The following is a 26,486-nucleotide window of genomic DNA, read 5'->3' as shown; positions in this document are numbered from 1 at the left end:
GCTCCGTATACTATACGTTATTTGAAAAACAGCAAAAATAACTTAACTTTAGTTGAATAGTTTGGGGAAATTAAATTAAACAAATACAATCAGTAATAAAGATGAAAAATTCACACATTATCTTCACTTTGGCATTATTATTTTCTTTTATGGTCAAAGGACAAACTCCTATACAAGGTGGATATATAGAACTTAGTAAAAATGAGTATGATGAATTGCTAGAAATTAATAAAGAAAATGAACTTGACGGCAAATATTATGTAAGAGAGTTTAAGGATAAAAAACTTATTGGTATACATAAAATCCAATATAAAAAAGGCAAAAAACATGGAGAATGGGTTCATTTTTTGGTTTTTAGAAAAAAGGGAGTTTTAGACCTATCTATGGTAGAAAACTACGATGACAATGAAAGAAATGGTTATTACTATAATTCTGATAATGGTTTTACTTTTACTGAAGAAGGGTATTATGAAAAAGGAGAAAAAGTAGGTCTATGGAATGTTACCAAAAGTGGTTCTAAGGAAAAAATTAACTATAAAAATGGAAAAAAACACGGTGATTATTGGAGACAAGATGCATCAGGTGTTATTGTAAAGGGAGCTTATAAGAAAGGTAAGAAATTAGACAATTGGACAATTGAAGATTTGTCTGGGAACACTACAGAACAAATCGAAGCTAACACTACATATCAAGTTTCTGCAACTCCGACCAATGAAGCAAGTATCCAACCAATTGAAGGTAGCATAAAAAAGTCTGATGGTTCCGTTGTGCCTATTGCAGTAGTGAGATTACAATTATCAGATAATTCTTGTGCGTATGCGTTTTCGGATTACGATGGTAAATTTAATATAGAAATTGACACCAATAAAATTTCCGGTAGCAGTTATTTTGAAATAGTCATAGAAGGATTTCCGAAAAAGAAAATCCTTTACTCAGAATTCTCTAACCAAAGCACTATTGTATTAGATAAAGGTCGAAAAAAAGTAAGTTATGATGAGTATCGTGCGTATTATGAATCTATGAAGAATTGTCAATAAAACATTAGAGATACTATCTAATTAGTTTAAAACCCTAGCTATTTTTCGTTTTAACAAACGTTGTTCAGGTTTTGATTGCGTAAGCTTTATAGCTTTCTGATAATAACCTACGGCTCTATTTGGGTCTATCAAACGTTCGTATATTTCTCCTAGGATTGCATAATAGAGGTAATAAGCGCCTACGATTTTATGATCTTCTAGTTTTTTAATAGTATTTAATGCTTCTTCTGCCCCAAAAAGCTCTAAAACCACTAAACATCTATTTAAAAAAACAATTGGATCATTATCCTTTTTTAAAAGCAAATCATAGTAACTTAATATTTCTTTCCAATTGGTTTTTTCATAACTAACAGAAATACAATGTTGATATGCAATAGCCGCTTCAAGATGATAGGTAGATAAGGATTCCCCAAAAGCTGATTGATTTAAATAATCATTCCCTTTACCTATCAATTCTTTACTCCATAAACCTCTATCCTGATCTGACAAAAGAATTAAATCTCCGCAACTACTAATACGACTATCGATACGAGCTGTATGAAATAACATTAATGCCATCAGTGCATATACTTCTGATAATTGTGTTCGTTCATTATCTAATAATGACTTACACAACCACATAGCCTGAGAAATAACATCTTTTCTTACTAATTTATCACCGTGTGTAGCATTATAGCCTTCATTAAAAATTAAATATATAGTACTTAATACCGTTTTAGTTTTATCAATAATTTCTTCCTGTAATGGTATTTTGGGGTATATCTTATGTTTTCTAAAATACTCTTTAGTGCGATATAACCTTTTAGAAATAGTATCTTCTGATGTTAAAAAGGATCTAGCAACTTCTTTCGTACTAAAACCACATAGAGATTTTAGGATAAAAGTAATTTGATTCTCTGGAGAAATATCTGGATGACAGGAGGCATACATCATTGCTAAAAAATCGTCTTGTATATACTGTTCTTTCCATAGGTTATCCACGGTGCTCACTAATGTATATTCTGAAGTCAACAATTTACGTTCGGGATCAGAGAAGTCAATGGTTTTACTATGCTTATTCCTTCTTAAAATATCAATTGCTTTATTTCTTGCTGTTCTATATAACCAAGCCTTGGGGTTATCCGGTATACCTCTATACTTCCAAGTTTCTAAAGCACTTACTAAGGCATCTTGTACTACATCTTCTGCCATTTCAATATTCTCAGTGCCAAAAATTTTAATCAAAACAGCAACCATCTTTCCAGATTCTTGCCTAAAAAGATGGTTTAAAGTATTATCTATATGATCTTCAGATTCCAATGTTGATTATTATGCTAATGGAGCGATTTCACGAATTTCTACACTACAATCATATTCAAAACTTGGACAACCTTTAGCCATCATAGTTGCTTGATCTAAGGAATCTGCCTTTATGAGAAGATATCCTCCCACCAATTCTTTACCTTCTGCAAATGGTCGATCTATAACTTTGTTTCCTCCTTCTGTTATCGTATTCCCTTCTTTTAGCAATGGCTGTCCCCCTAACAATCTCTCTTCCTTAGCTAATCCACTCATCCATTGTTGCCAGTGTTCCATATGCTTTTGCATTTCACTAGGAGATACTGAGTCATATTTTTCTTGCCCACCTCTAATTAGCATCAAAAACTCTTTCATCTTCTACCTTTCAAATTAAACATCTTCTGGCCAAACTTCTCTAACTTCTACCGATGATTCCCATTGTAATCCTGGACATCCTTTTGCCATTTCTGTAGCTTCATCTAATGTATTAGCAAATACTGTAATATAACCTCCAACTAATTCTTTAGCCTCAGCAAAAGATCTGTCAGTAACTTTTGTGCCTCCAGGATGAATTGTTTTTACAGCCGGATAAAGACGTTCTCCTCCAACATATTTTTCTTCTTCCGCCATTTGCCCAATCCATTGCATCCACTTTTCCATGTGTGCATTTTGTTCTTCTTCGGATTTTGCATCCCAAACGTCGTCTCCACCTTTAAAAAGGAACATAAATTGTTTCATACTATATATTTATTTATGGTTTATATGATTCTATGACGAAATGATTATAAATATTTGGACAAACATTTTGAAAGAATTACTTTTTCTTCATCATCATTAGTGTAAAACCTCCTAACAAACCAATAATAACAAGCATTATACCCCATAACCAAATTTTATTTTCAAACAGAGGTTCTATTGTTTCCTTTTCATTTTTGGGAATTATTTGTTCTGCTCCTAACTTTAGTTTTACTAATTTTTCCGGAACTCTTTCTGTCATATATTGAAGATCATAAGATGGTTTACTTATCCCCTTATTACCATATGTCAAAAAATAGTTTGCGGAAGTATTAAATCTGGTGATTAACTCATAATCAAAGCCTTTAATTAAAACCTCATCAATATCTAACGGTTCATTATCCTGATTATTAACAACTATTTTTATCTTATTAGTAATTGTACTATAAAAGTTAAATTCGTTTTCCTCTATAGAATTTAGAATCCCTGAAGTCATATGCTGATAATCATATTTCCATCCACTTTCTCTATGAATACTGTCTCTAAGATAGGTAACACGAAAAGGTCTGTAATAATCAAAAGTATTATTTGCCTTTATTTTCATATAACTTACAGGAACTGGTGTATCTAAATCAATAGTTAGTATAGTACTTTTATTTTGTTCTATAGTTTTTATTGCTTTAACAGTAAATCTCTTGTAGCTACCTTCTTGTTTTTCTTTTAAGGTAATCTCAGCCTTTTTTACATCTGGTGCATCTTTCCCTTTAACAAAAACTCTATAATATGTGTATTTAGAATCAGGAAACTTTAGCGTTGTAAACGAGTATTCCGTCAATTCATTTTTTACAGATAATACACGATAATCATCTACTACAGTATACCAATCTTTAAGGTTTTGACTCCCTTCGACTTTTATTAATCTATCAAAATTATCTTGTTCAAAAGATAACTGAACTTGATTGATAACTGCGTCTAACGTAACTTTAAAAGTGATAAATGAACCTTTATTCGTAGTCGATTTATTAACATATTTGAATCCGATATTTTTACTTGATATTTTAGGCTTCTTTTGTTCTAAAAGATATGGAGCCTCTACAGTATCCGTCTCTTTGGTTATACCATAAATTCTTATATCCGAAAGATCAGAAGATACATTTTTAAAAATCGCATCTGGCAATACGATAGCATGCCAATCATCTGACACATCCAATAATTCTCTTTTGTAAGCATACTTATCAATCTGTGCATAAGTTTGTAAACAAACTAAAAACAATAGCCATTGTACAATATTAATCTTTAACTTCATCCGTAATAATATGTTTGTATTTATTATATAAGAAAGAAATAATAAGCAATAATAAACCTAGTGATACAAATACAATTGTTTTAGATATTGTATTTAAATGTGCAATATCATATAAAAACAATTTTATAAGTGTAACTCCAAAAAGTATAAAAGCTATTATTCGCATATGCTTTATTTTCTTCCAAAATCCAAAAACGATCAATAGCAAAGAATATATTCCCCAAAGAATACTTAGCCCTAATTTATCTGAAGATGTATAACCAGCTATATCTAACCAATGGATTAATTCACTACTCAACAACCAGATTACAGCAATCTGTAAAACAACATCAAAAGCTATTTTAAAAGTACCTTTAAAAAATTTCTCTCTTACGTATCTATAGCAAGCAATCAATAACAAAGTGCAAAAAGCTAAAGAAATATATCTAATACTGATATGATACGACCCTGCCTCACCAGATTCTAAAAGTATTGGATCCAAATAGCTTTCTCGTAACTCACTTAAAATATATAATCCCGTCGTTAAAAACATCAGTAATGCAAACATATTAAGCACCATATTGATATAACCGAAAACCACATTCTTAATCCTCTTAATATTCACAAGAGATAAAATTGATAAGAAAGCTAAAGTGTAATTAATTAACCAAATTCCCATAAAATCTTCTTGATTACTCTCTAAACCGTTCCAATAATCAATAATCTCTAAGAAAAAGGTCATATACAGAACAAATAAAAACATAGCTGAAATCCAAAGAGAAATTAACTGATACCAAGTCTTATATTTTAACCATGGAAAAGGATAATTTTTGCTACGATGTAAAAAGAGAATATATCCAAAAGAAGCTGCACATAATAATGAGGTAAGTACCGAAATATTAAAAAACGGAATTACCGAAATTTCATCAGTACCAGACATATAAGCATACTCTGCATAATACATCCACCAATCTTGAATTAAACTAAAAAATGTTAAGGCTATAACTGGATAAGCTAATTTTTCATAAATAGGCACTTTTTTAGTCCTTCCTATCCAAAACAGTAAAGCTGCTTCAGCTGCCCAAAGCAAGGTAACCCAATTTCCGTCTAACTGCACTGGAAACGAAATACTGATAAAAACCAATACCATCCCAGATGTAAAATAAAACAAATTACGATCTGCTAATTTGAGCTTATAGATAACAACACTTACTACAAAATGTATTACAGCATTTGCTAAAGTAAAAACTCCTAATAACTGTGATCCAATATCATGATCACTTAACATCGAAAATCCAATTCCATAAAAAACAAATGCATTAATCAATTGGAGTATAACATCACCTGTACCGAATTTTTCTTTTCTACTCAATTTATATACAAGAAACATGAAATAAAATGTAGCAAAAAACACCAATAAAAAAGTAAATGCCAATCCAAAATGAATATCCGTTTCATAATCAATTGCATACCAACTAAAATAAATCAACCAAGTAAGTATGAAAGATGAATAATATAAAGGTTTCCAGTATTTCTTAAATGATATGATTAAGATTCCGACATTAATAATTGCCATATAACTAAACAAAACAGCTACTTTTCCTGATCCGTCACTCAATAAAAACGGAACCGCATAAGCACCTACTAATCCGATATGCGCAATAACCTGTTTATTATATTGCACGGCTGCAAATACAGTGAAAATCGTAAATACTACCATCAATCCAAATGTAAACAATTGTGGTATTAGGCCATATAAGCTATAGGCAAGAAAAGTAATGAAATATAAGATAGCCATCGCTCCACTAACTAAAACAGCACTAAAATTCTCATACTTCTTTTTTAACTTCATTCCCACAGCAATCAAACCGATTCCGGTAAGGTATCCTAATATAATTCTTGTCAAAGGACTTATTAACTCATTATCTATAGAATATTTTGCACCAATTGCAACTCCTATAATTAGAATAATAACTCCTATTTTACTTATAAGATTCTCTCCAATAAACTTTTCTAAATTAGATTTTCCTTTAGGTTTTACAATCTGTTTTATCTTAGACTGGGAAAAAGATAATTCTGGTTCTTTTTGGGGTAGAGGTTCTTTTATTTCGACTGTATCTTTTACCTCTTCTAAATTAGGTTCAATAATAGGAGTAGTTATCTTATCTTCTAATACCTGAGGTTCCCTTTGTCCTTCTTCGTTTTTAAAACGGAGAACTTCATTTTTAAGGTTTAGTATTTCTCTCCGAAAGACCTCTTGTTTATTAGATAGAATTGCTATTTTTTCAAGCAAATCATTAATATACTTTTGATTGTCAGCCATTGTTGTTTAGATATAAAAATGAATATAGAGTAATTATATTCACATTAGAAATATAGGCAAAAAAAAGAGTATTGTTAAAAATCAAAACATCTTCCTCCCTATTATATCCAAAAATAAAACTAATAGATAAGAACCAATCCCCTGAAAAAAGGGAAACACTTTTGGTGGTTTATAGTATAAAGAAAAATTAAAATTGAACTAATAATATACAACCTAAAAACCAGTTGTAAATAAATTCCTAGCTCCTCTAATACCACATTTTTGATATTTATGATATGATTGCGCAGCTCTTTCATCAATCTGTTTGCCAGATTCATTTCTCATCCATCCGTCTATTGCCGCCTTCAATGTATAAGCCTCCGGAGCCATCAGATGAGTTGTCCATAATACCGGATTCGCATTAGCTTTCTCTATTTCTGGAGAAAAATAACTTTTACTATAACAAGCTAGGATCATAACATCTTTAGGTTTAGAAACAGATTCTTTATAGGTAATATTTACATTAAAATCCATTAAACCATCATGTCCAACATATGCTAACAAATCAGCTCCTCCTCCAAAATTTAAAATCTTATCTTTTTCTTTTATTTGTGCAGGTATCTGACCATTAGATGATCTCAAAAAATGTTCTATACTTTGTTTAATTTCGGCTCCATCATAAGCGTCAGCCAACATATACACATCTTTACTAACGTGTTTAAATAGTAATCTTTCTAAGACATGAAAGTCTTTAGGTGCTATAGTTCTAACTAGTTGCCAATCTTTTGTTTTAACTTTAAAGAATGTTTTCACACCATATCCTGCTCCCCAATAAAGATTATTTTTAGGATCCTGACCATTCCCTATTTTTTGTGGTACAGGAACAATTCCTTGATTTACATTATCACAAAGCGCAACAAAAACATGAATTGTTCTTGTCTGACCAAAAGATGTTAAAGAACAAAACAGGAAAGAAAACAACAGAAACACCCTCATTGTTTAAGACTTAAAATTAATTCTATATTTTTCTTTTCTATAGCTGTTAACTTATCAGCAGCATCAGTTTCAGAAGGCATGTACCAAGATTTTGATTCAAAATAATCTTGCCATTTCTTTTTGGTAAACATATATCCATGAGAAGCAAAAATCTCATTTTTAATAACTGCTAATTCTTCTTCAGTTTTATCATTTAACTCATCTACTGTAAAAATTCGATGAGAATATATATAATTCTCTCTTTCTATCGCTTTTAGATCTGTATATGGTTTAGAGAACGTACCATCTCCTTTTATTGGTTGAAATTCTAACCACATTTTTATTCCTATTTGCTTACCATCCCCTATACAATCCAATTTTTCTCTAACCTCCTTAAACACCAACAAGTTACTAGACACAAAAACCGATGTTCGTGAGTCATCAAAAGAACAATCTGCTATTTTTCTCTCAAAAGCAATAGTATTAATTCTATCACCAAGGGTAGTAAATGAAGTTATAGATGATTGCTCGCAACTTACTCCAACATTACAATTCATTACAGTTGATAAAATGACATAGTTACTTGTCTTGACAACTATTTCTCCCGTTAATAAAGCATCTGCTCTTTCCGTAGATTTAAAATCAAAATATTTCAACGCCTGATCAACTGGAATTTGTTTATTAGGTTCTTCAAATAAATCAAGTAATTCATCAAACTCACTTTCCTGTGCATTCATTACAATGGTAATAAACATACAGAGTAATACTACATATCTAATCATAAAAAATCTAGTTGTATGCAGGTTAGTTAAATTTAAACTTGGGGAGAAATACAAATCTAAAAAAGATTAGCTAAATCCCAAGGATCTATCAATCTTTTAGTTTTATATTTTTAATTCTATTTTATCTTGAATAAGATTTCACCTACTATGAATATGCTTTTTAAAAAAATAAAAAGCACGCAATAGCGTGCTTAATAGAATTTATTCAATTTATACTTTAAGGCAGCTTAAAGCTTAGGGCATCTCTTACAATTAGATTTCCCTTTTTTCTTATATTTTTTACAACACTTCTTCTTTTTTCCTCCACAACTCACTTCACAATTTAATGAAGCACAAGGAGAATATAAAGATGGTATATCCGAACTTTGCACTATTATTTAATTTTTATTGAATCTAAATAAAGCACAAAAATATAAAAAAAAGACTCTCAAAAAAAGAATCTTTTATTTTTATTTAGTGACTTATTAACAACAAGTTAGTTACCTACTCTTGTTGTGAATTACTTATCTGAAAAGTATTGATATCTCTATCGAATAAATAGTGCCCTGATTTATCATCACCGATAATTTTTAACTTATCTAATAACGTTCTTGCCACAGCCTCCTCCTCTAATTGCTCCGCCACATACCATTGCATAAAATTATGTACATTATAATCTTTATGCTCTAGACATTGAAAAATAACATTGTTAATCTGAGCAGTAACAAACTCCTCGCTTTCTAAGAAAATTTCAAACAATTCTCTTAAAGACTTAAAATCATTCCTTGGTTTATCGATAGCAGGAATTACTGCTTCTCCATTTCTTTCGTTAATAAACTTAACTAACTTAGTCATATGCACACGCTCCTCTTCTGACTGAGTATAAAAAAAATCTGCTATCCCATTGTAACCGTTTACATCAGCCCAACAAGCCATTGAAAGATATTGAGCAGATGCTTTAGCTTCATATTGTACTTGGTCATTTAAAGATTTCTCTATTTCAGGTATCATAGTTTTATTTCTTGTATTTATAATATTCTTTTGATTGCTACAAAAAACATATCAAGTAATTATTTCATTCATATCCAGAAAAACTTGTTATGTCCAATTTTATCGCAATTAAATAAAAGTACATAAATATTAGTCCTTTCAATAGTTTTAATTAGTGTTTTCTTCTAATTTAAAATCAGACTATTTAACAATCAAAATCTTAAAAAAAGATTTTATTAATAGTTTTATAAATTTATTGACGCGTGTATTCCGAAATTATATCCAAATGATCCGGATATTGGTTTATTAAAAAGCTCCTTTGTGCCAATTCAAAATCCTCAAAATCAAATCCTGGAGATACGGTACATCCAACAAAAGAATACCCTTCATCATCTTTTACACTTGACGCAAACCAACTATTAGCAGGAACAACCAATTGCGGTGATTCCCCTTCATCTAAATTCATCCCTACAGTATATTTGGTATACTTCCCATTAGGAGTTATTACATGTACATATAACGAACTCCCTACATAATAATGCCACATCTCATCTTGCTTTATTTTATGAAAAGCCGAAAAATTCTTTGATGTCAATAAGAAATAAATACCTGTACAATAGTTCCTATCTCCTGAGAAACCTTCTTCTAAAGTATCTTTAGGAATAACTCCTGTACTTCTGTACGTCTCCTTATAAAACCCTCCTTCAGGATGTGGTTTCATATCTAACTTTAGAACGATTTTTTCTACTTTTTTATCCATAATATAAGTTTTAGCTAAAAAAAGAAGCGATCCAAATGATGGATCGCTTCAAAATACCTTGTAATTAATTTAGATATTATTATGCTAATACAGCTTGTACTTTATCAGCAGCTTCTTGGAATTGCACAGCACTCTGCACATCTAATCCGCTATTATCTATTAATTCTTTAGCAATATCTGCATTTGTCCCTTGTAAACGAACGATGATAGGTACATTAATAGCATCCCCCATATTCTTATAGGCATCAACTACTCCTTGAGCTACTCTATCACAACGAACAATTCCTCCAAATATGTTTATCAAAATTGCTTTTACGTTAGTATCCTTAAGGATAATTCTAAAAGCTTCTTCTACACGTTTAGCATCTGCTGTACCTCCTACATCAAGGAAGTTAGCAGGTTCTCCACCAGCTTGTTTGATCAAATCCATTGTCGCCATTGCAAGACCGGCACCATTTACCATACATCCAACATTACCATCAAGATCCACATAATTAAGTCCAACTTCATTCGCTTCAACCTCGATTGGATTTTCTTCACGAATATCTCTCATATCCACATAGTTCTTATGGCGATATAATGCGTTATCATCAATTGTTACCTTAGCATCAACTGCCATGATCTTGTCATCACTTGTTTTTAAAACAGGATTGATCTCAAACATAGAAGAATCAGATTTTACATAAGCAGTATATAATGCTTTTACAAATTTAGTCATCTCTTTAAATGCACCACCGCTTAATCCTAAGTTAAAAGCAACACGTCTTGCCTGAAAAGGTAATAACCCTACAGAAGGATCAATTTCTTCTGTAAATATTAAATGTGGAGTTTCCTCTGCAACCGTTTCGATATCCATTCCACCTTCTGTAGAATACATAACCATATTTCGTCCAGTAGTACGATTCAATAATACAGAAATATAAAATTCGTCTGGTTCACTATCACCTGGATAATATACATCCTCTGCAACTAATACTTGGTGTACTTTTTTTCCTTCAGCAGAAGTTTGTGGAGTTATCAAATTCATTCCGATGATCTGTCCTGCTATATCTTCAACTTCCTGAAGATTTTTAGCTAGTTTCACACCACCACCTTTTCCTCGACCACCTGCGTGCACTTGGGCCTTAATTACATGCCATCCAGTACCTGTTTCTGCAGTTAATTGTTTTGCAGCAGCAACTGCTTCTTTAGCATTCTGTGCAACAATACCTCGCTGGATGCGCACACCAAAGCTACTTAATATCTCTTTACCCTGATATTCGTGTAAGTTCATAGTCTTATTTTTTGCCTTTTGAATAGGAGTTTCAAAAATATGAAAAGTGAAGTTACTGTGCCAATCTTTTCTGGTAAAAAAAGTTATATCAAGAGACCTCTCTCATTATCCCAAAAAATAGCATTAAAAATTCGCTGAATTCGAATTACGATAGCTTATAATTTAAAATCTTCAAAATCTAAAGGGTCAAAATTCTTGAAGTGTCCATTCATCTTAATTACTTCTTTAGCTCTATTCATTTCTCGCACTACAGGAATGGTAATTTTAAGGTGTCCGATGAGATAATTAAGTCGCTCTAATTCACTTCTTAACTTTAATAAATGATACTCTTGGTGTAATGCTAAGCCAACTTTATGAGCCACTTGATAACTTACGAATGGAATATTAAATAACGGGGGCTTTTCTATAGTCAGTTCCACATATAAAATTGCTATATTTTTTAATAACTCTTCTTGTAGTTCCTCTATCCCATTTTCATCATCCTCTAAATATTGCACCTCTCCTCCTGCATATAGTTTACCTGGAAGTTGAGGATAAAAACTTTCAATTCTAAACACTCTCGCCCCTAAACAAACTACATCACTTCCTCCATCTGGATATCTTTTTTCTACTTTTTGCAAAGTAACTTCCGTGCCATATTCTAGCTTTTTGTCTATAAAGGTTGGAACGCCAAACGAGATACCTTCTTCTTCACAATCAGATATCAACTGTTGATATCTCTTTTCAAAAATATGAAGAGGTAATCGTTCGCCAGGATACACAACTAATTGTAAAGGAAAAAGTGCTAACATTTTTTTATTAAAAATACTAAATAAAGAACTACTAGATGTACGATATCTGTTCAAAAATCAAAAATTCGTTATTTGAAGCTCATTTTTTTTAGGTTTACATAATTTTATACTAATTACGCGGCGCTTAGAGGAAATTTATAGTAAAAATAGTAATTTCGTAAGCTTAATTTAATTACCATGGAAAACGCAAATTTATTAGCAATCGCAGAAGAGTTTGGGAGTCCTATATATGTTTATGACTCCGAAAAAATTGTTTCACAATATGAACGCCTTACAGGTGCTTTTAAACAGGTGAAACATGTAAAACTTAACTACGCAGTCAAGGCATTGTCTAATCTTGCGATTTTAAAACTAATGAATTCATTAGGTGCTGGATTAGATACTGTATCTATTCAAGAAGTTAAATTAGGATTATTAGCAGGAGTAGAACCGGCTAATATTATATTTACTCCTAATGGAGTTTCGCTAGAAGAGATTGAAAAGGTTTCTGAAATGGGTGTACAGATAAATATTGACAATTTATCTATACTAGAGCAATTCGGAACAAAACATCCAGATGTACCTGTTTGTATTAGAATCAATCCACATGTTATGGCTGGAGGAAACAGTAAAATCTCTGTAGGTCATATCGACAGTAAATTTGGAATTTCTATTCATCAAATCCCACACATCCTAAGAATTGTAGAGAATACAGGGATGAATATTAATGGTATTCATATGCATACAGGTAGTGATATTCTTGATGTTGATGTATTTCTATATGCAAGCGAAATTCTTTTTGAAACCGCTAAAAACTTCAAAAACTTAGATTTTATAGATTTCGGAAGTGGTTTTAAAGTTCCCTATAAAGAAGGTGATATTGAAACTAATATTGAAGAATTTGGTGAAAAGCTAACAAAACGTTTCAACACCTTTTGTAAAGAATATGGAAAAGAACTTATTTTAGGTTTTGAACCAGGAAAGTTTCTAGTTAGTGAAGCCGGATATTTTCTTGCAAAAGTTAATGTAGTAAAACAAACAACTTCTACAGTTTTTGCAGGAATTGACAGTGGTTTTAATCATTTAATAAGACCTATGTTTTATGATTCATATCATGGAATTATAAATGTATCCAACCCTAAAGGGAGAGAGCGCTTCTATTCTATTGTAGGATATATTTGCGAAACAGACACCTTCGCTACTAACAGAAGAATATTAGAAATTACTGAAGGCGATATACTTGCATTTAAAAACGCAGGTGCTTATTGTTTTTCTATGGCAAGCAACTACAACTCTCGTTTTCGTCCAGCAGAAGTGCTTTGGCATAATAATAAGGCACATTTGATTCGCAAACGTGAAACTTTTGATGACATTACTAAAAATCAGATAGACATAGATATATTTAATAAAGTCGAAGTACCTGCTTCATAAAAAACTATTTAATCTTTTACCAAAAAATGCAACAAAATATATACTTGTTGCATTTTTTGCTTTTTCTATAATTCTATTAAAGTTTTCTAATATTTCTTATTAAATACTCCAGACCATTTAACTTAAGTTCATAAACAGTCTGCATCTGTCTACCTAGAGTACCTTTTGGAAACCCTTTATTGTGATACCAAACAATATAATGTTCTGGCAAGTCAATAAGATATCTGTCTTTATATTTACCAAAAGGCATTTTGGTATTGGCAAGTTTAACTAAAAAATCTTTCTGGGATTGAAGATCCATAAACGGTTAAGTAAGCGTAAGTTTATTTTGCGTAAGCTCTATAATACCACATTAAATTCTTCACCTTCTTTTCCCATTTTTTCTGATTTGTTTTATTTTTTGAATGATCTGTTTCTAAATCATATTGTTCTTGCATATTAATCCGCATCCGCTCTACTCTTTTGTACATCTTATTAAGATCCTTACGGACATTCTTACCCGGCTTATACTCTTTCAATTTTTTGCGCATAATTCTGGCATGCAATTCAGATACATCAAAATGCAATTGTTCGTGAAGCAATAAGTATTTAGTGGACTGACCTTTTTTCACCCACGATAGTGAGGGATAACAAAAGCTGTCCACTTCATATTTTAATTCAATTTTCCCATAATCCTTACTTATAGACCATTGATAAGTTATTCCTGTATTGACACTAGCATCAAAACTGCTATCGACTTTAGGTTCTCCCCTAAAATCTGACCAATCTAACTTACTCTTTTCTGCATAAGAAAAACGCTCTACATATCCATGATTAGCAAAAACTAAAACTAAGAGAATAGTAAAAAATTTACCCATAATTGCAATAATTATGCCCGGCTAATAGTTGTTGTTTTCTTGTATTTAAGTATCTAAAATATACAATACGGGGCTAAGTATTGATAATTTTTGCTCAAATAATCTTTATTAATTTTCAGATATACAATTCATATTTATATCTATCCCAATCGAAACAATTTTTCCAAAATTTCGAATTTACTTTAGTCTATCAAAATTGTATATAATTTGTATATCAATTTCCATACCATGACTTTAAATCACCTTAAAGTCTTCACTAAAATTCACTTTCTAATACTGTTTTTATATTAAAAAACAATAAAGTTCAGAATCTAAAAATAAAAAAAATGATTTTAAAATCAGCTTTAAAATTAATTATTGATAAAATAAATTTTATTCTATCACTGTAAGCTTCAATTCATCATCAAATTTAATAATATAAGAAGCTTTGTTATAATAGCCTCCTAAAAGCTTTTTAGCGTAATTAAATTTATTTTCAACATACTCCGTTGTACCTTCAAAAGTTGCTGCATGGTATAAATCATCTGCAGAACCTAAACGCATTAAGATATCATATGTAATATCAAAACCTCTCACTGCATATTTGCTAGGGATAGTTCCATATTGTTTTTTATATCTCGCAACAAACGGAGTCATTCTGGTTTCATCGTAATTATCAAACTCCTTATCAATAGAGGGGTAATGCAAATGTAATTTAGACAAATATTCATTTTTAATATTATCATCATCAAAAGCATTGTTCTTATCAGTAGTGAATAAAGTAATTTGATGGCTTTCTGCCTTAGCATTAAGTAAAGGCGTAACGTTACTTATCATAGCTACATCATCCGATTCTAAAAACACCCAATTTGGTTTGTTTTTTGCCAACACCTTATTAAGATGCACTTCATACACATAATTCCCTTCTTCTATTCTTGCAATCTTTGCTTCAGGAAATTTAGCAATCAACTTATTTTTTATTTCTTCATGTTTCTTTTTCCCTTGCTGCACAATAATAACGATATTTTTATCGGTAGAATCCTTAGCTACATAATTAATCAGTTTATCCTGAAGCATTATGTCTGTCGGTATTGTTTGGAAAAAATTACTGTACAACTTTGATTCTCTATTCGAAATTGGAGAAATTACTGGAGTATCATACTTTTTTAATTCAGCAGCAACAGTTTCTACATTAGCCTGATAAAGTGGTCCAATTACAACATCCATTTCATCAAAATTGTTTTGATCAATTAATTGTTTTATATGACTCTTGTTATTGTTCTTTTCAGTATCAAAAACAGTTAAATCAATACTTAACCCTCTACTTTTAGCTGAATCTACTGCGATCTGAACTCCTTTATAAAAATCTAAAGCGACCCTTGTTCCTCTTGCTTTTCTGCTTTTCAAAAAATCCTCTGTCTGCTGTCTTTCATTCAGATTTAATGTATCTAAACCAAATGGTAACATTACAGCAAGTTTTTTCATTTTAAAATTTGAAAGCATATTCTCTAACGGAACTATTTTCTTCTCTGGAAAATCAATTGCAAGAGAATCTACCTCACCTCTCTTAGGTAATGTAATCACCATACCCGCTTTCAGACCATCTCTCAAGTATGGGTTCATATTAAATAAAGAATCTGAAGAAATTTCAGTTCTTTTAAGAATGCTATATACAGTCTCTTTTGGTTGCACTTCGTACAATTCAAAATCTGAATCAATAATCTCTTTTAGAGGAACAAATATGGTCGTTGGTACCACAATCTCCATTCCGATGGGAAAATTAGGATCCATTTCTGGGTTTAGTTGATCTAACTCTCCAACAGTAATACCGTGTCTTCTAGCAATTCTATATCTAGTATCTTTTGGCTGCACTACATATTTAGTAGTTGTAGAAACTCTACTGCTCAAAGTATCTTTTGGAACTTCTGTTTCTACTACAGCTTTTTCGGCATATACAGGTATTCTAATTCTATCCCTTTTTCGAACCTGTTCAGAATACAATCTTTTGTTATGCTTTTTTATATCATCTATAGTAATATCATATTTTTTAGCAATTCCATATAAAGTTTCTTTTCTTCTAACCTTATGAGTTTTAAAACGAACTATTTGACGTATCTCCTCCAATGGCTTGATACTATCCAGAACGGGATCACTTACATTTTCTGTCGGTGTATTCTCTTCCTTAGGTTTCTCTAATATCGCAACTCTTAATATCTGCCCAAGATTAATCCCGTTTATTGCATCAGGGTTTAAATTATAAATTGCTTCTTGAGTAGTATTATACTTTTGTGAAAGGTTAAATACAGTATCTCCTTCCGCTACTACATGAATTTGATATTCATTATCATTAGTTACAGGAATAGCAAGGATTTGCCCTTCCTTAATCCCTTCTTTAGAAGTTGGATTTATTTTATAAATTGCTTCTGGAGTTGTATTATATCGCTTCGCAATTCTATACACATTTTCTCCTTGAACAACTTTATGACTTTTATACTGCTGAGCAAAACCAATACTGGTAATAAAAAGCACAAAAAAGAACAACAATATTTTTTTCATTCGATTTAATTTTAATGGATCTGATTCTTCACGAATCAAAGTGTCAATATATAAAATATATTACTCCCACTCTATAGTTGCAGGCGGTTTCGAACTGATATCATATACTACTCTATTAACGCCTTTTACCTTATTTATTATTTCATTAGATGTTTTTTGCAAAAATTCATATGGAAGATTTACCCAATCAGCAGTCATCCCATCAGTACTTTCTACTGCTCTTAATGCTACACATTTTTCATAGGTACGCTCATCTCCCATAACACCGACACTCTGTACTGGTAACAAAATTGCTCCAGCTTGCCATACCTTATCATAAAGTCCATTGTCTTTCAATCCATTTATAAAAATAGCATCAACCTCTTGCAAAATACTAACTTTTTCTGGAGTAATGTCTCCTAAAATACGAATTGCTAATCCAGGCCCTGGAAATGGATGCCTTCCTAACAAATCTGATTCAAGTCCCATTGACGCTCCAACTCTTCTTACCTCATCCTTAAATAACATTTTTAGAGGCTCAACAATTTTCAATTTCATAAAATCAGGCAAACCACCTACATTATGATGAGATTTAATCGTAGCAGATGGACCTCCATTAACAGAAACAGACTCAATTACATCAGGATATATAGTTCCTTGTGCTAACCATTTAGCATCTTCTATTTGGTTTGCTTCATCATCAAAAACTTCTATAAATACTCTACCTATTATTTTTCTTTTCCCTTCTGGATCACTTTCACCTGCTAGAGCTTCCAAAAAGCGTGCCGAAGCATCTACTCCTTTTACATTAAGCCCCATACCTTCATACTGTTTTAGTACAGATGTAAATTCATTTTTTCGGAGTAATCCATTATTAACAAAAATACAATGAAGATTGCTTCCGATTGCCTTATGAAGCAACACTGCCGCTACGGTAGAATCCACTCCTCCACTTAATCCCAAAACTACTTTATCATTTCCTAATTGTTCTTTTAGGTTTTTCACCGTTTCTTCTACAAAAGAATCAGGAGTCCAATCCTGAGCAACACCTGCTATGTTTACTAAAAAGTTCTCTAAAAGTTGCGTACCATCCTTAGAATGATATACTTCGGGATGGAATTGAATCGCATACGTTTCTTCTCCATCAATCTTAAATGCTGCATTTTCTACATCTTGGGTGCTCGCCAAAAGAGTTGCTTTAGCTGGTAATTCCTTAATCGTATCACTATGACTCATCCAAACCTGAGACCCTTCAGAAATATTTTGAAATAATTCATTTTTGCCTATATATGACAAGTTTGCTCTACCATACTCTCTTGTATTAGATTCTGCTACACGACCACCACCAAAGTGTGCTAAATATTGAGCTCCATAACAAATACCTAATAATGGTTTTTTACCCTGTATCTCTGATAGATCTGGATGCGCAACATCATCTCCTCTTACCGAAAGTGGACTACCAGACAAAATTACAGCATTATATTCGGCGATATTTTCTGGAGGTTTATTGTACGGATGTATTTCTGAATAAATATTTAGTTCTCTTACTCGGCGTCCTATAAGTTGTGTTACTTGTGATCCGAAATCTAAAATAAGTACCTTGTTATTTTGCATAGGCAAAAATAAAATTAAATTACAACCCTCGAAATCCTAACTGAGATATTTTTCAACTTAGACTGTTATTTTACAAACACCCTATCAATTCTCAAAAAAAATACAGACATACTTAGTATATTTATAGAAAAACTATGAAATCTTCAATTTTATATCGTCTTTTTTACTTTCTCCTTTTTATTTTAAGTATTTCTTGTAAAAGTGGACTTGACACTCGAGGAAATACTAATTACCTTAGTAGTATTGACTCTGAATCTTTTAAAAAAATCCCGCTAACTCCCGGGAACCTAATCAATACAATAAAAGTAAATGACAAAGAATCAGAATGGAAATATGACCTTACTATTCCACAAATTAATGAGGGACAAAAAGTTCCATTATTCATTGTTCTACACGGTGGTGTTGGAAGCAAAAACTACACAAAATTTAATAACTGTCTTGTAACTCCAGGGTTACAGGATGCTGGAGGTTTTATTTTTAGTCCATCGGGCGCCTGGAGAACCTGGACATTAGACTATCTTGAAAAAAGAATTTTAGATTTCATAGATCTAGCAAAAGAAAACTGGCCAATTGACCCAAATAAAATTGTACTTGTAGGTTATAGCAATGGAGCTATAGCTGGATGGCAATATGCTAAAGACTACCCAGATATTTTTTCTGCCATGATATTAATGGGATCAAGCTGTAGAGTAGAAGAAAAACTAGATATTCCTATTTATGTTATACAAGGAACAAAAGACAAATTCTTTCCAATAAAAAAAGTTAGAAAACGAATTGCAGAAGCTAAAGCATTAGGATGCAATATTACTTTCGTAGAAGCCAAAGGTAATACTCACCTAAAAGCATGTGAATATAAAGAAATATTAAGCACAAGTATTTCATGGATGGAAAAAGAAGTTTGGAAAACTAAATAAATTAAAGAAAATATTAGAGTTCTGTTTTTTGAGCTTACATTAACAAATTGATTAACTTTAAAACATCTGTTAAAACCAATAACCAATGACTGATATTATATTCTCTTCTATAGTCGCAGACTTAAAGACAGCTGTGGCAAACAATAAGCATGCTTTTAGGTATTTCACCTTAGCTACATCTGATTTCAATAACACTCCTAGGTTAAGAACTGTTGTTCTAAGAAATATTGATGATCAATTAAACTTAATGGTATACACAGATGAGAGATCTAAAAAAATCGCGAATATTCAAGCAAACAATAGAGTCAGTCTTTTATTTTATGATCAAAATCGTCTATTACAAATTGCAATAAAAGCTAAAGCAGAAATCATAAATGATCAACAATCTTTAGAAACCATTTGGAAACAAATCCCTTCAAAATCTAGAAACGATTATACCACAGAGCTATCTCCAGGAGTAGAGATCAAAAACCCCGATGATATAAATTACCTAGAAGGGAAACATTATTTTTCTGCCATAAAACTTATTCCAATGCGAATTGAATACCTCCGATTAACCAGACCAAATCATATTAAAGTTGCCTTTAAAAAAGAAAACAACAACTGGAAAGGGAATTATATCATCCCTTAATTTCTTTTAATAAATTTAAAATTAGTTTGTTGTTTACCGGATACAACATTCCCTATATACAAACCATTAGATAATTTTTCGATATTTATATCAGTAGAAGCAACATTTGATGGTATACTACCTTGATATACTAACTGCCCATTAATATCATAAATCATTAATGATTTTGCTTTGACTACATCTGAAGTAGAAAATCTAATCACCTCATTTGCTGGATTCGGAGAAATCAGAAAGGAAATTTGTCTTTCAGGTCCACCAACACTTAATGTATTTCCGATCACATATTTTATTCCCTCTTCTACATGTTTTATAAAATTAGTATTATTTGTATAATCATTCGCGTTATGTCCCAATGCTGTATAGAAAGATCGTCCGCCTCCATATTCTTTATACCAAGAAATTGGTCTTGCTTCATCATAATCATTTGATCCAGTTGACTCTACCTTTAACAAGTCTATATTGCCTCCGAATAGTTGTCCACCATTATTCCGCCAATAATAATATTCTTCAGATTTATTCCAAGTAGCTCCAATGTTACCCAAAAAATCTACTGAAGGATGTGAATTTACTACAGTCATGTTAGCGTTAAAATTATTACTGGTATGATTCGGTCCGGTTTGTACAATTCCTCCTACCAACTCATTGTAGAATGTCCAACTTTGATCCCTATAGGTATCGGTAGCGGCATGTATTCCCAAAAAACCTCCGCCTGCAGCTATAAAATCTTCAAAAGCTTGTCTTTGTGTAGCATTTAGTAAATTATTTCCACTAGTATTACACCATATTACTGCACTATATTGAGCTAAATTACTTGTAGTGAAATCATTAGCGTCATCTGTTTGATCTGTAGACCACAAGCCATTTGCAGCACCTAAATTAGTGATCATAGTAACACCAGCTCCAATAGAAGGATGGGTAAACCCATTGGTTTTGGTAAACACCAAAACTTTATCCTGAGATGACAAATTAAATATGGAAGTAAAGAATAAGAGTATTAAGAATGTTTGTTTTTTCATGACGATTCAGGTTTGTTTTCATAACGTTTGTGACTATTTTAAATTATATAAGTCATAAAAAACCTATCATTTTTCTCTTTAAAAATTCACCTAAAAACATCATCTCTTAATTTATATTTTAATTCAATAATCAATAGTAACACTACATTTCCAAAATTATAAAAAAAAGAATATCCATTAATCACACGCCAATTAATTTAATTTAACACATTTAGCCTATGTTTAAAAATTCTAATTTAGAAGATAAAAAATAGGTAAGATAATGCTACATTTATGATAATCCTTATAATGATGATGAAGGCTTATTTTTATAAAAATTGAATGTTTATTTGAAAATACCAATGGATAAATCTCATTTTGAAAAACTTGAAAAAATGTATTTGCAAGCTAATGTAAATACTATGATATTTGATACTACAACTTGTAAGATATCCGAAGAATACTCAGAAATCGGGTTAACAATTTCTGAAAAATATTTTCACGCTCTAGGAGCTATTCACGGATCCATTTACTTTAAACTGTTGGATGATGCCGCTTTTTTCGCTGTAAACTCGATAGTAAAAGATGTTTTTGTATTGACCACCTCTTTTAATATTAACTTGATTAGACCTGCGAATCAAGGAGTGATTAAAGCTATTGGAAGATTAAAGTATAAATCTCCGAGTTTATTTACCGCACAATCTACTCTTTATAATGAAGCGGGAAAAGAAATTGCTTTTGGAACAGGTAACTTTGCTAAAAGTAAAATTTTACTATCTGAAGATATAGGTTACAAATAAAGAAAAACTATTACGAATACCACTTATAATTATTACAATGAAAAAAGAAAAAGAATTTACTATTGAAGGTTGCGACAAAAAAAACATAAAAACAATAGTTGATGGAATTAACACCTATAATTTGAATCAAGTTCCTGCTATTGCAGACATATGGACACCTCTAGAATTTGTAATTAAAGATAAAAATGGAAATGAAATTGGAGGGATTTTAGCCGGTATTGGATATTGGAACGGCCTAGAAATTAAAATATTATGGGTCAAAGAAGAATATAGAAAAAAAGGAATTGGAACACAACTTTTAAAACACACTGAAAAAATTGCAAGAGAAAAAGGGTCAAAAACTTCTATGTTAGATACATTTGATTTTCAGGCAGAAGCTTTTTATTTAAAAAATGATTACACACCCATTGGAGAAATAAATGATTTCCCAATGGGACATAAGAGAATCTATTTTTCAAAAGAATTAACCAACGAAATATAAGACTAATCCGAATAATTTTCCAGAACAAAATCCCCCCAATTGGCTATAGATTCAATTATTGGTGTTAAAGTTTTTCCAAAATCTGTTAACGAATATTCTACTTTTAAAGGAGGTTTAGAAGTATACACTTTTCTATTGATTAACCCATCTTCTTCTAATGCTTTTAATTGCAGACTTAATGTTCTCTCCGTAACCGTTGGCATCTCCTTTCTTAACTCACTATATCGCAGTGTTTTTTTTAGCAAATGAAATAAAATTACTGTCTTCCATTTACCACCAATCATGCCCATGGTTAAACTTGCACAACAAGGGTATTCCTTTCCATTAAACTTTAACATTTTATGCTCTGACTCCTTCATTATTTTAAACTATCCTTTTTGACCGTTATTGCAAAGGTATTGAACTATAGTTAATTTTGCTACTATAATTTTTATAGCAATAAATTAAAACCTATGAGCTTCCTAAATTCAATGCAAAATCGTTATACAACAAAAAAGTATAACCCAAATAAAAAAATAAACTCAGAAACAATTAATGAGTTAAAAGAGATTTTAAACTTAAGTCCATCATCTATTAATAGTCAACCTTGGAAATTTACACTTGTGTCCAATAAAAAAACTAAAGAGCAACTCTCTAAAGTATCTTGGCTAAATGCGAGTAAAGTAATAGACTGCGACACTGTTGTAGTTTTTAGTAGAATCGACAATATTTCTCTTTTCGAAAAACAAATAGAAGAAGAATTACCTACTGGTGCTGTTGGTTATTTTAAAGAATTCATCAAACCACAATCCGAAGAACAAATTAAATCTTGGTTCGGGCATCAATTATATCTTTCGCTAGGTGTATTCTTAAGTGCTTGCGCCGAAATGGAAATCGACGCAACACCTATGGAAGGAATTGAACCTGACAATTACAATACTATATTAGAATTAGAAAATTATCATACAATGGTTGCAGTTGCTATTGGATATAGAGATCCAGAAGATAACAATCAACCAAGTAAAAGGCCTAAGTCTAGAAGAAATATAAATCAAGTCGTAGAAACTATCTAAAAAACTTAATACAATGAAAAAACTTACTATAGTTGCAAGAATACTTGCTAAAGAAGAAAAAAGAGACCTAGTAAAATCCGAATTATTGAAGCTCATTGATATTACTAGAGCAGAAAAAGGATGTATTAATTATGATTTACATCAAGATAATGAAAACCCAAATTTATTCTTATTTTATGAAAACTGGGAAAGTAGAGCATTATGGCAAGAACACATGAACAATGATCATTTGGCAGCTTATATGAAAGCTACTGATGGAGCTGTAGAGGAATTTGTCTTAAATGAAATGAGCCACATTGCATAAACATGATTTAGAAATCTTTAATTATTTCCAAAATAATATCATGAGAAAGATCATCACAATTTTCGTCATCTTAGTTGTCAGTACCGTAATTTCTTGTTGTAATTCTGAAAACCAAATAGAAAAAACAACTTCAGAAAGCATTAAAGAACCAACTAATAAAGTTTTGCTAAGCTCACAAATTCGGTGGGAAAAATTAAATCCTGCTCGTGGTGATCAAAGCCCCGAAGCAGGAACTATTTGGGGAGATCGGAACAAAGAAGTACCAACTGGATTTTTAGCTAAATTTATAGATGGATTTTCTTCTCCTCCACACATCCATAATGTTACTTACAGAGCTATTGTTATTAGTGGTTCCATTCATAACGATGATCCAAAAGCTGAAAATATGTGGATGAAACCTGGTAGTTTTTGGACACAACCTGCAGGAGAATCGCATATTACTTCTGCAAAAGGAACAGAAAATATAGCCTTGGTAGAAATAGACAAAGGTCCATATCTAGTAAAACCTATAGACAAAGCTTTTGATAATGGCGAGAGGCCTATCAACATAGATGGATCTAATATTATATGGCTGGATCATTATGCAACCAATTGGATAACTACCAATAGTGATGCAGAAATCAGTTTTCTCTGGGAAAGCAAATCTATTGATCAGCATAAAGGACTTTTTATAAAATTACCTAATGGTTTTAATGGAGAATTAAAAACTAACGGGACCATTGTACACACGGTAATAATAAAAGGCCTATTAAACTACACCTTACCAAAAACCAATGAAATAAAAGGTTTAGACTCTGGAAGTTATTTTGGTTCTACAGATAATGCAATTCATAAAGTTTCTAACGATACTAACAACGAAGTTGTTTTATATATGAGGACCAATGGAAACATCCAAATTGAAGAAACAAAATAACGGTAGGATATAATCACATGCCTTTAAAAACATAGAATTTTAATATAACACTATGAAAACTATTTTTATCACAGGAAGTACCGACGGAATAGGTAAACTTACAGCTATAAAATTAGCTAATTCTGGGCACTCAATTTATGTACATGGAAGAAATCCAGAAAAACTATTACGTACCGTTACTGAAATAAAAGAAATCACAAACAATGAGAACATAATAGGTTTTGTAGGAGACTTCTCTGATTTTAATAGCGTACAAGAAATGACGTCCAAAATCAAACAAGAAGTTTCTAAAATAGATGTTCTTATAAATAATGCAGGAATATTTAAAAGTCCTGCAACACATAATAAAGATGGAATAGATATTAGATTTGCAGTAAATTATTTAGCTCCATTTTTATTAACAGAGGAGTTAATCACCTTACTCCAAAAAAGCAAAGCTCCCAGAATCATTAACCTAAGCTCTGCAGCACAATCTGTTGTTTCCTTAGATGCACTATCAGGAAAAAGTCATCTCTCGGAGCAAGAAGCATATGCTCAAAGTAAATTAGCGTTAACCATGTGGACTACTAAATTAGCAAAAGAGTTCAATAATATAAATATAATAGCTGTAAACCCTGGTTCATTACTAAACACTAAAATGGTTAAAGAAGCCTATGGAAACCATTGGTCCCCCGCAGAAAAAGGTGTTGACATACTATTTGACTTAGCTACTTCTGATAAATACTCCAATGATTCTGGTAAATATTTTGATAATGATAAAGGTTTTTTTTCCAAAGCACATGGAGATGCGTATGATCAAAATAAAATTGATCAGTTGATTTCAATCACAAATTCAATTTTAACTAAGTAAATCAATATGCTTAAAAAAATAGCGCAAAAAGATCGCTTAACTTTAGGACTTGTTTTTCCTTTAGAATCCTATAACGGTTCTGTTCCAAAAATGGAGCATCAAGAAAAACTTGCTAAAAGAGCAGAAGAACTAGGCTTTAAAGCACTCTGGTTTAGAGATGTACCTTTTAACGATCCTTCTTTTGGAGATGCTGGTCAATTATATGACCCTTGGATATATATGACTCATATAATGAATCATACCAAAACAATTTCATTAGCTACAGGAAGTATTATTTTACCACTTCGTCATCCAGTACATATTGCAAAATCTATACAAAGTTTACAACAACTTTCAAAAGGTCGATTAATCTTAGGTACAGCTTCTGGGGATCGTCCAATTGAATATCCTGCGTTTAACTACAATCTAGAAAACAAAAGTGAATTATTTAGGGATAGTTTTTTTTATATAAAAGCATTACAAAAAGAGTTTCCTATCTACGAATCGAAGTATTATGGAAAGACTAATGGAAGAATTGATGTATTACCAAAATCTCAATATAGCACATCAATGCTAGTAACTGGCCATTCTGGGCAATCTCTAGATTGGATTGCTGAACATGCGGATGGTTGGCTCTATTACCCTAGAGACTTTAATTTCCTAAAACAAACAATGACAAATTGGTCACACGCTTTAGAAAAAAACAAACAGTCTTGGAAGCCTTATATGCAATCATTATACATTGATTTAATAGAAGAAAAAAATGCTACTCCTAAGGGGATTCATCTTGGGTTTAAATCAGGTAGTGAGTATGCCATACAGCATTTAAAACTTCTGGAAAACAATTGTGTAAATCATGTAATTATTAATCTAAAATATGGTTCCAGACCAGCAGAAATAGTAATTGAAGAACTTGGCAACGATGTTTTACCTCATTTTATCTAATCTATCGTATTGAAAAATAACAGAAAATAGTGTTACCAAG

Annotated in this window: 28 protein-coding genes; 11 read left to right on the top strand and 17 right to left on the bottom strand. The window is 31.4% G+C overall.

Features of this window, described 5'->3' with window-relative positions:
• Positions 1 to 101 precede the first annotated feature (101 nt).
• Positions 102 to 1,037 carry a toxin-antitoxin system YwqK family antitoxin gene (locus BMY33_RS16735; protein WP_091410688.1) on the top strand — a complete coding sequence of 312 codons (936 nt, stop codon included), beginning with the start codon at positions 102 to 104 and terminating at the stop codon, positions 1,035 to 1,037.
• A gap of 21 nt (positions 1,038 to 1,058) precedes the next feature.
• Here the strand turns inward: BMY33_RS16735 and BMY33_RS16730 are convergent, their stop codons facing one another.
• The 11 genes from BMY33_RS16730 to BMY33_RS16680 all read right to left on the bottom strand — a co-directional run bounded on the left by BMY33_RS16730 (position 1,059) and on the right by BMY33_RS16680 (position 12,187).
• The gene (locus BMY33_RS16730; RefSeq protein WP_091410686.1) at positions 1,059 to 2,336 is read right to left on the bottom strand and encodes an RNA polymerase sigma factor; all 1,278 of its coding nucleotides are present in this window, start codon (positions 2,334 to 2,336) and stop codon (positions 1,059 to 1,061) included.
• Positions 2,337 to 2,345: 9 nt separating this feature from the next.
• Entirely contained in the window at positions 2,346 to 2,690 is a 345-nt protein-coding gene (locus BMY33_RS16725) for a YciI family protein (protein WP_091410685.1), read from the bottom strand.
• A 15-nt stretch (positions 2,691 to 2,705) separates the two neighbouring features.
• A complete protein-coding gene (locus BMY33_RS16720) occupies positions 2,706 to 3,053 on the bottom strand; it encodes a YciI family protein (RefSeq protein ID WP_091410684.1) in 348 nt (115 codons plus the stop codon).
• 76 nt (positions 3,054 to 3,129) lie between these two features.
• Positions 3,130 to 4,356, bottom strand: coding sequence for a DUF3999 family protein (locus tag BMY33_RS16715; RefSeq protein WP_091410682.1), 1,227 nt, complete (start codon positions 4,354 to 4,356; stop codon positions 3,130 to 3,132).
• Positions 4,340 to 6,658, bottom strand: a complete 2,319-nt coding sequence (locus BMY33_RS16710) for a DUF2339 domain-containing protein (protein WP_091410680.1) — start codon at positions 6,656 to 6,658, stop codon at positions 4,340 to 4,342. Before BMY33_RS16710 ends, BMY33_RS16715 begins: the two co-directional genes overlap by 17 nt.
• Before the next feature lie 213 nt (positions 6,659 to 6,871).
• Complete coding sequence (locus BMY33_RS16705; protein ID WP_091410678.1) at positions 6,872 to 7,633, bottom strand: hypothetical protein; 762 nt, start codon at positions 7,631 to 7,633, stop codon at positions 6,872 to 6,874.
• Positions 7,630 to 8,394, bottom strand: a complete 765-nt coding sequence (locus BMY33_RS16700) for a YARHG domain-containing protein (RefSeq protein WP_091410676.1) — start codon at positions 8,392 to 8,394, stop codon at positions 7,630 to 7,632. Before BMY33_RS16700 ends, BMY33_RS16705 begins: the two co-directional genes overlap by 4 nt.
• 483 nt (positions 8,395 to 8,877) lie before the next feature.
• Positions 8,878 to 9,384 carry a ferritin gene (locus BMY33_RS16695; protein WP_091410674.1) on the bottom strand — a complete coding sequence of 169 codons (507 nt, stop codon included), beginning with the start codon at positions 9,382 to 9,384 and terminating at the stop codon, positions 8,878 to 8,880.
• A gap of 232 nt (positions 9,385 to 9,616) precedes the next feature.
• The gene (locus tag BMY33_RS16690; protein WP_091410672.1) at positions 9,617 to 10,123 is read right to left on the bottom strand and encodes a cupin domain-containing protein; all 507 of its coding nucleotides are present in this window, start codon (positions 10,121 to 10,123) and stop codon (positions 9,617 to 9,619) included.
• 79 nt (positions 10,124 to 10,202) lie between these two features.
• Entirely contained in the window at positions 10,203 to 11,396 is a 1,194-nt protein-coding gene (gene sucC / locus BMY33_RS16685; RefSeq protein WP_091410670.1) for an ADP-forming succinate--CoA ligase subunit beta, read from the bottom strand.
• Between the two features lie 155 nt (positions 11,397 to 11,551).
• On the bottom strand, positions 11,552 to 12,187 hold the full coding sequence (locus BMY33_RS16680) for an LON peptidase substrate-binding domain-containing protein (protein WP_091410668.1): 636 nt from the start codon (positions 12,185 to 12,187) through the stop codon (positions 11,552 to 11,554).
• Positions 12,188 to 12,364: 177 nt separating this feature from the next.
• Here BMY33_RS16680 and lysA point away from each other — a divergent pair, with 177 nt between their 5' ends.
• Positions 12,365 to 13,597: a diaminopimelate decarboxylase gene (gene lysA, locus BMY33_RS16675; RefSeq protein ID WP_091410666.1), complete on the top strand. Its 1,233-nt coding sequence runs from the start codon at positions 12,365 to 12,367 to the stop codon at positions 13,595 to 13,597.
• Between the two features lie 76 nt (positions 13,598 to 13,673).
• Here the strand turns inward: lysA and BMY33_RS16670 are convergent, their stop codons facing one another.
• The 4 genes from BMY33_RS16670 to guaA all read right to left on the bottom strand — a co-directional run bounded on the left by BMY33_RS16670 (position 13,674) and on the right by guaA (position 18,582).
• Entirely contained in the window at positions 13,674 to 13,898 is a 225-nt protein-coding gene (locus BMY33_RS16670) for a DUF3820 family protein (protein WP_091410664.1), read from the bottom strand.
• Positions 13,899 to 13,920: 22 nt separating this feature from the next.
• Positions 13,921 to 14,454 (bottom strand): DUF922 domain-containing protein, encoded by a 534-nt coding sequence (locus BMY33_RS16665; RefSeq protein ID WP_091410662.1) that lies wholly within the window; start codon positions 14,452 to 14,454, stop codon positions 13,921 to 13,923.
• A gap of 372 nt (positions 14,455 to 14,826) precedes the next feature.
• A complete protein-coding gene (locus tag BMY33_RS16660; protein WP_091410660.1) occupies positions 14,827 to 16,989 on the bottom strand; it encodes a LysM peptidoglycan-binding domain-containing protein in 2,163 nt (720 codons plus the stop codon).
• Positions 16,990 to 17,049: 60 nt separating this feature from the next.
• A complete protein-coding gene (guaA, locus tag BMY33_RS16655; protein ID WP_091410659.1) occupies positions 17,050 to 18,582 on the bottom strand; it encodes a glutamine-hydrolyzing GMP synthase in 1,533 nt (510 codons plus the stop codon).
• Positions 18,583 to 18,716: 134 nt separating this feature from the next.
• On the opposite strand from guaA, the gene BMY33_RS16650 reads away from it, so the two are divergent.
• The gene (locus tag BMY33_RS16650; protein ID WP_091410657.1) at positions 18,717 to 19,496 is read left to right on the top strand and encodes an alpha/beta fold hydrolase; all 780 of its coding nucleotides are present in this window, start codon (positions 18,717 to 18,719) and stop codon (positions 19,494 to 19,496) included.
• A gap of 85 nt (positions 19,497 to 19,581) precedes the next feature.
• Positions 19,582 to 20,127, top strand: coding sequence for a pyridoxamine 5'-phosphate oxidase family protein (locus tag BMY33_RS16645; protein WP_091410655.1), 546 nt, complete (start codon positions 19,582 to 19,584; stop codon positions 20,125 to 20,127).
• Here BMY33_RS16645 and BMY33_RS16640 read toward each other — a convergent pair.
• Positions 20,124 to 21,143, bottom strand: coding sequence for a ThuA domain-containing protein (locus tag BMY33_RS16640; protein ID WP_091410653.1), 1,020 nt, complete (start codon positions 21,141 to 21,143; stop codon positions 20,124 to 20,126). The two genes, BMY33_RS16645 and BMY33_RS16640, sit on opposite strands and share 4 nt — an antisense overlap.
• A gap of 374 nt (positions 21,144 to 21,517) precedes the next feature.
• On the opposite strand from BMY33_RS16640, the gene BMY33_RS16635 reads away from it, so the two are divergent.
• Complete coding sequence (locus BMY33_RS16635) at positions 21,518 to 21,922, top strand: PaaI family thioesterase (protein ID WP_244543043.1); 405 nt, start codon at positions 21,518 to 21,520, stop codon at positions 21,920 to 21,922.
• Between the two features lie 37 nt (positions 21,923 to 21,959).
• Positions 21,960 to 22,403 (top strand): GNAT family N-acetyltransferase, encoded by a 444-nt coding sequence (locus BMY33_RS16630; RefSeq protein ID WP_091410650.1) that lies wholly within the window; start codon positions 21,960 to 21,962, stop codon positions 22,401 to 22,403.
• Between the two features lie 2 nt (positions 22,404 to 22,405).
• Here BMY33_RS16630 and BMY33_RS16625 read toward each other — a convergent pair whose 3' ends face one another.
• Complete coding sequence (locus tag BMY33_RS16625; RefSeq protein WP_091410973.1) at positions 22,406 to 22,741, bottom strand: winged helix-turn-helix transcriptional regulator; 336 nt, start codon at positions 22,739 to 22,741, stop codon at positions 22,406 to 22,408.
• A gap of 114 nt (positions 22,742 to 22,855) precedes the next feature.
• Here BMY33_RS16625 and BMY33_RS16620 point away from each other — a divergent pair, with 114 nt between their 5' ends.
• From BMY33_RS16620 to BMY33_RS16600, 5 genes are read left to right on the top strand one after another with little or no spacing between them, the layout of a single operon-like run.
• Complete coding sequence (locus BMY33_RS16620; protein ID WP_170837106.1) at positions 22,856 to 23,455, top strand: NAD(P)H-dependent oxidoreductase; 600 nt, start codon at positions 22,856 to 22,858, stop codon at positions 23,453 to 23,455.
• 13 nt (positions 23,456 to 23,468) lie between these two features.
• Positions 23,469 to 23,759 carry a putative quinol monooxygenase gene (locus tag BMY33_RS16615; RefSeq protein ID WP_091410648.1) on the top strand — a complete coding sequence of 97 codons (291 nt, stop codon included), beginning with the start codon at positions 23,469 to 23,471 and terminating at the stop codon, positions 23,757 to 23,759.
• A 40-nt stretch (positions 23,760 to 23,799) separates the two neighbouring features.
• A complete protein-coding gene (locus BMY33_RS16610; RefSeq protein ID WP_091410646.1) occupies positions 23,800 to 24,672 on the top strand; it encodes a DUF4437 domain-containing protein in 873 nt (290 codons plus the stop codon).
• A gap of 52 nt (positions 24,673 to 24,724) precedes the next feature.
• A complete protein-coding gene (locus tag BMY33_RS16605) occupies positions 24,725 to 25,522 on the top strand; it encodes an SDR family NAD(P)-dependent oxidoreductase (protein WP_091410645.1) in 798 nt (265 codons plus the stop codon).
• 6 nt (positions 25,523 to 25,528) lie between these two features.
• A complete protein-coding gene (locus BMY33_RS16600) occupies positions 25,529 to 26,446 on the top strand; it encodes an LLM class oxidoreductase (RefSeq protein ID WP_091410643.1) in 918 nt (305 codons plus the stop codon).
• The last annotated feature ends 40 nt before the right edge of the window (positions 26,447 to 26,486 follow it).

Origin of the sequence: Aquimarina amphilecti, assembly GCF_900109375.1 — a bacterium.
Classification (GTDB): domain Bacteria; phylum Bacteroidota; class Bacteroidia; order Flavobacteriales; family Flavobacteriaceae; genus Aquimarina; species Aquimarina amphilecti.
Note: the sequence above shows the minus strand (reverse complement) of the source record. Positions and strands in the feature narration are given on the sequence as shown.

Bases quoted from the DNA above. Each gene is read 5' to 3' on its own strand.
- BMY33_RS16700 (WP_091410676.1), bottom strand. From the start codon at position 8,394: ATGATTAGATATGTAGTATTACTCTGTATGTTTATTACCATTGTAATG.
- BMY33_RS16705 (WP_091410678.1), bottom strand. From the start codon at position 7,633: ATGAGGGTGTTTCTGTTGTTTTCTTTCCTGTTTTGTTCTTTAACATCT.
- BMY33_RS16715 (WP_091410682.1), bottom strand. From the start codon at position 4,356: ATGAAGTTAAAGATTAATATTGTACAATGGCTATTGTTTTTAGTTTGT.
- BMY33_RS16680 (WP_091410668.1), bottom strand. From the start codon at position 12,187: ATGTTAGCACTTTTTCCTTTACAATTAGTTGTGTATCCTGGCGAACGA.
- BMY33_RS16660 (WP_091410660.1), bottom strand. From the start codon at position 16,989: ATGAAAAAAATATTGTTGTTCTTTTTTGTGCTTTTTATTACCAGTATT.
- BMY33_RS16610 (WP_091410646.1), top strand. From the start codon at position 23,800: ATGAGAAAGATCATCACAATTTTCGTCATCTTAGTTGTCAGTACCGTA.
- BMY33_RS16650 (WP_091410657.1), top strand. From the start codon at position 18,717: ATGAAATCTTCAATTTTATATCGTCTTTTTTACTTTCTCCTTTTTATT.
- BMY33_RS16600 (WP_091410643.1), top strand. From the start codon at position 25,529: ATGCTTAAAAAAATAGCGCAAAAAGATCGCTTAACTTTAGGACTTGTT.
- BMY33_RS16620 (WP_170837106.1), top strand. From the start codon at position 22,856: ATGAGCTTCCTAAATTCAATGCAAAATCGTTATACAACAAAAAAGTAT.
- BMY33_RS16665 (WP_091410662.1), bottom strand. From the start codon at position 14,454: ATGGGTAAATTTTTTACTATTCTCTTAGTTTTAGTTTTTGCTAATCAT.
- BMY33_RS16630 (WP_091410650.1), top strand. From the start codon at position 21,960: ATGAAAAAAGAAAAAGAATTTACTATTGAAGGTTGCGACAAAAAAAAC.
- BMY33_RS16690 (WP_091410672.1), bottom strand. From the start codon at position 10,123: ATGGATAAAAAAGTAGAAAAAATCGTTCTAAAGTTAGATATGAAACCA.
- sucC (WP_091410670.1), bottom strand. From the start codon at position 11,396: ATGAACTTACACGAATATCAGGGTAAAGAGATATTAAGTAGCTTTGGT.
- BMY33_RS16695 (WP_091410674.1), bottom strand. From the start codon at position 9,384: ATGATACCTGAAATAGAGAAATCTTTAAATGACCAAGTACAATATGAA.
- BMY33_RS16645 (WP_091410655.1), top strand. From the start codon at position 19,582: ATGACTGATATTATATTCTCTTCTATAGTCGCAGACTTAAAGACAGCT.
- lysA (WP_091410666.1), top strand. From the start codon at position 12,365: ATGGAAAACGCAAATTTATTAGCAATCGCAGAAGAGTTTGGGAGTCCT.
- BMY33_RS16670 (WP_091410664.1), bottom strand. From the start codon at position 13,898: ATGGATCTTCAATCCCAGAAAGATTTTTTAGTTAAACTTGCCAATACC.
- BMY33_RS16605 (WP_091410645.1), top strand. From the start codon at position 24,725: ATGAAAACTATTTTTATCACAGGAAGTACCGACGGAATAGGTAAACTT.
- guaA (WP_091410659.1), bottom strand. From the start codon at position 18,582: ATGCAAAATAACAAGGTACTTATTTTAGATTTCGGATCACAAGTAACA.
- BMY33_RS16625 (WP_091410973.1), bottom strand. From the start codon at position 22,741: ATGTTAAAGTTTAATGGAAAGGAATACCCTTGTTGTGCAAGTTTAACC.
- BMY33_RS16725 (WP_091410685.1), bottom strand. From the start codon at position 2,690: ATGAAAGAGTTTTTGATGCTAATTAGAGGTGGGCAAGAAAAATATGAC.
- BMY33_RS16615 (WP_091410648.1), top strand. From the start codon at position 23,469: ATGAAAAAACTTACTATAGTTGCAAGAATACTTGCTAAAGAAGAAAAA.
- BMY33_RS16640 (WP_091410653.1), bottom strand. From the start codon at position 21,143: ATGAAAAAACAAACATTCTTAATACTCTTATTCTTTACTTCCATATTT.
- BMY33_RS16635 (WP_244543043.1), top strand. From the start codon at position 21,518: ATGTATTTGCAAGCTAATGTAAATACTATGATATTTGATACTACAACT.
- BMY33_RS16710 (WP_091410680.1), bottom strand. From the start codon at position 6,658: ATGGCTGACAATCAAAAGTATATTAATGATTTGCTTGAAAAAATAGCA.
- BMY33_RS16735 (WP_091410688.1), top strand. From the start codon at position 102: ATGAAAAATTCACACATTATCTTCACTTTGGCATTATTATTTTCTTTT.
- BMY33_RS16720 (WP_091410684.1), bottom strand. From the start codon at position 3,053: ATGAAACAATTTATGTTCCTTTTTAAAGGTGGAGACGACGTTTGGGAT.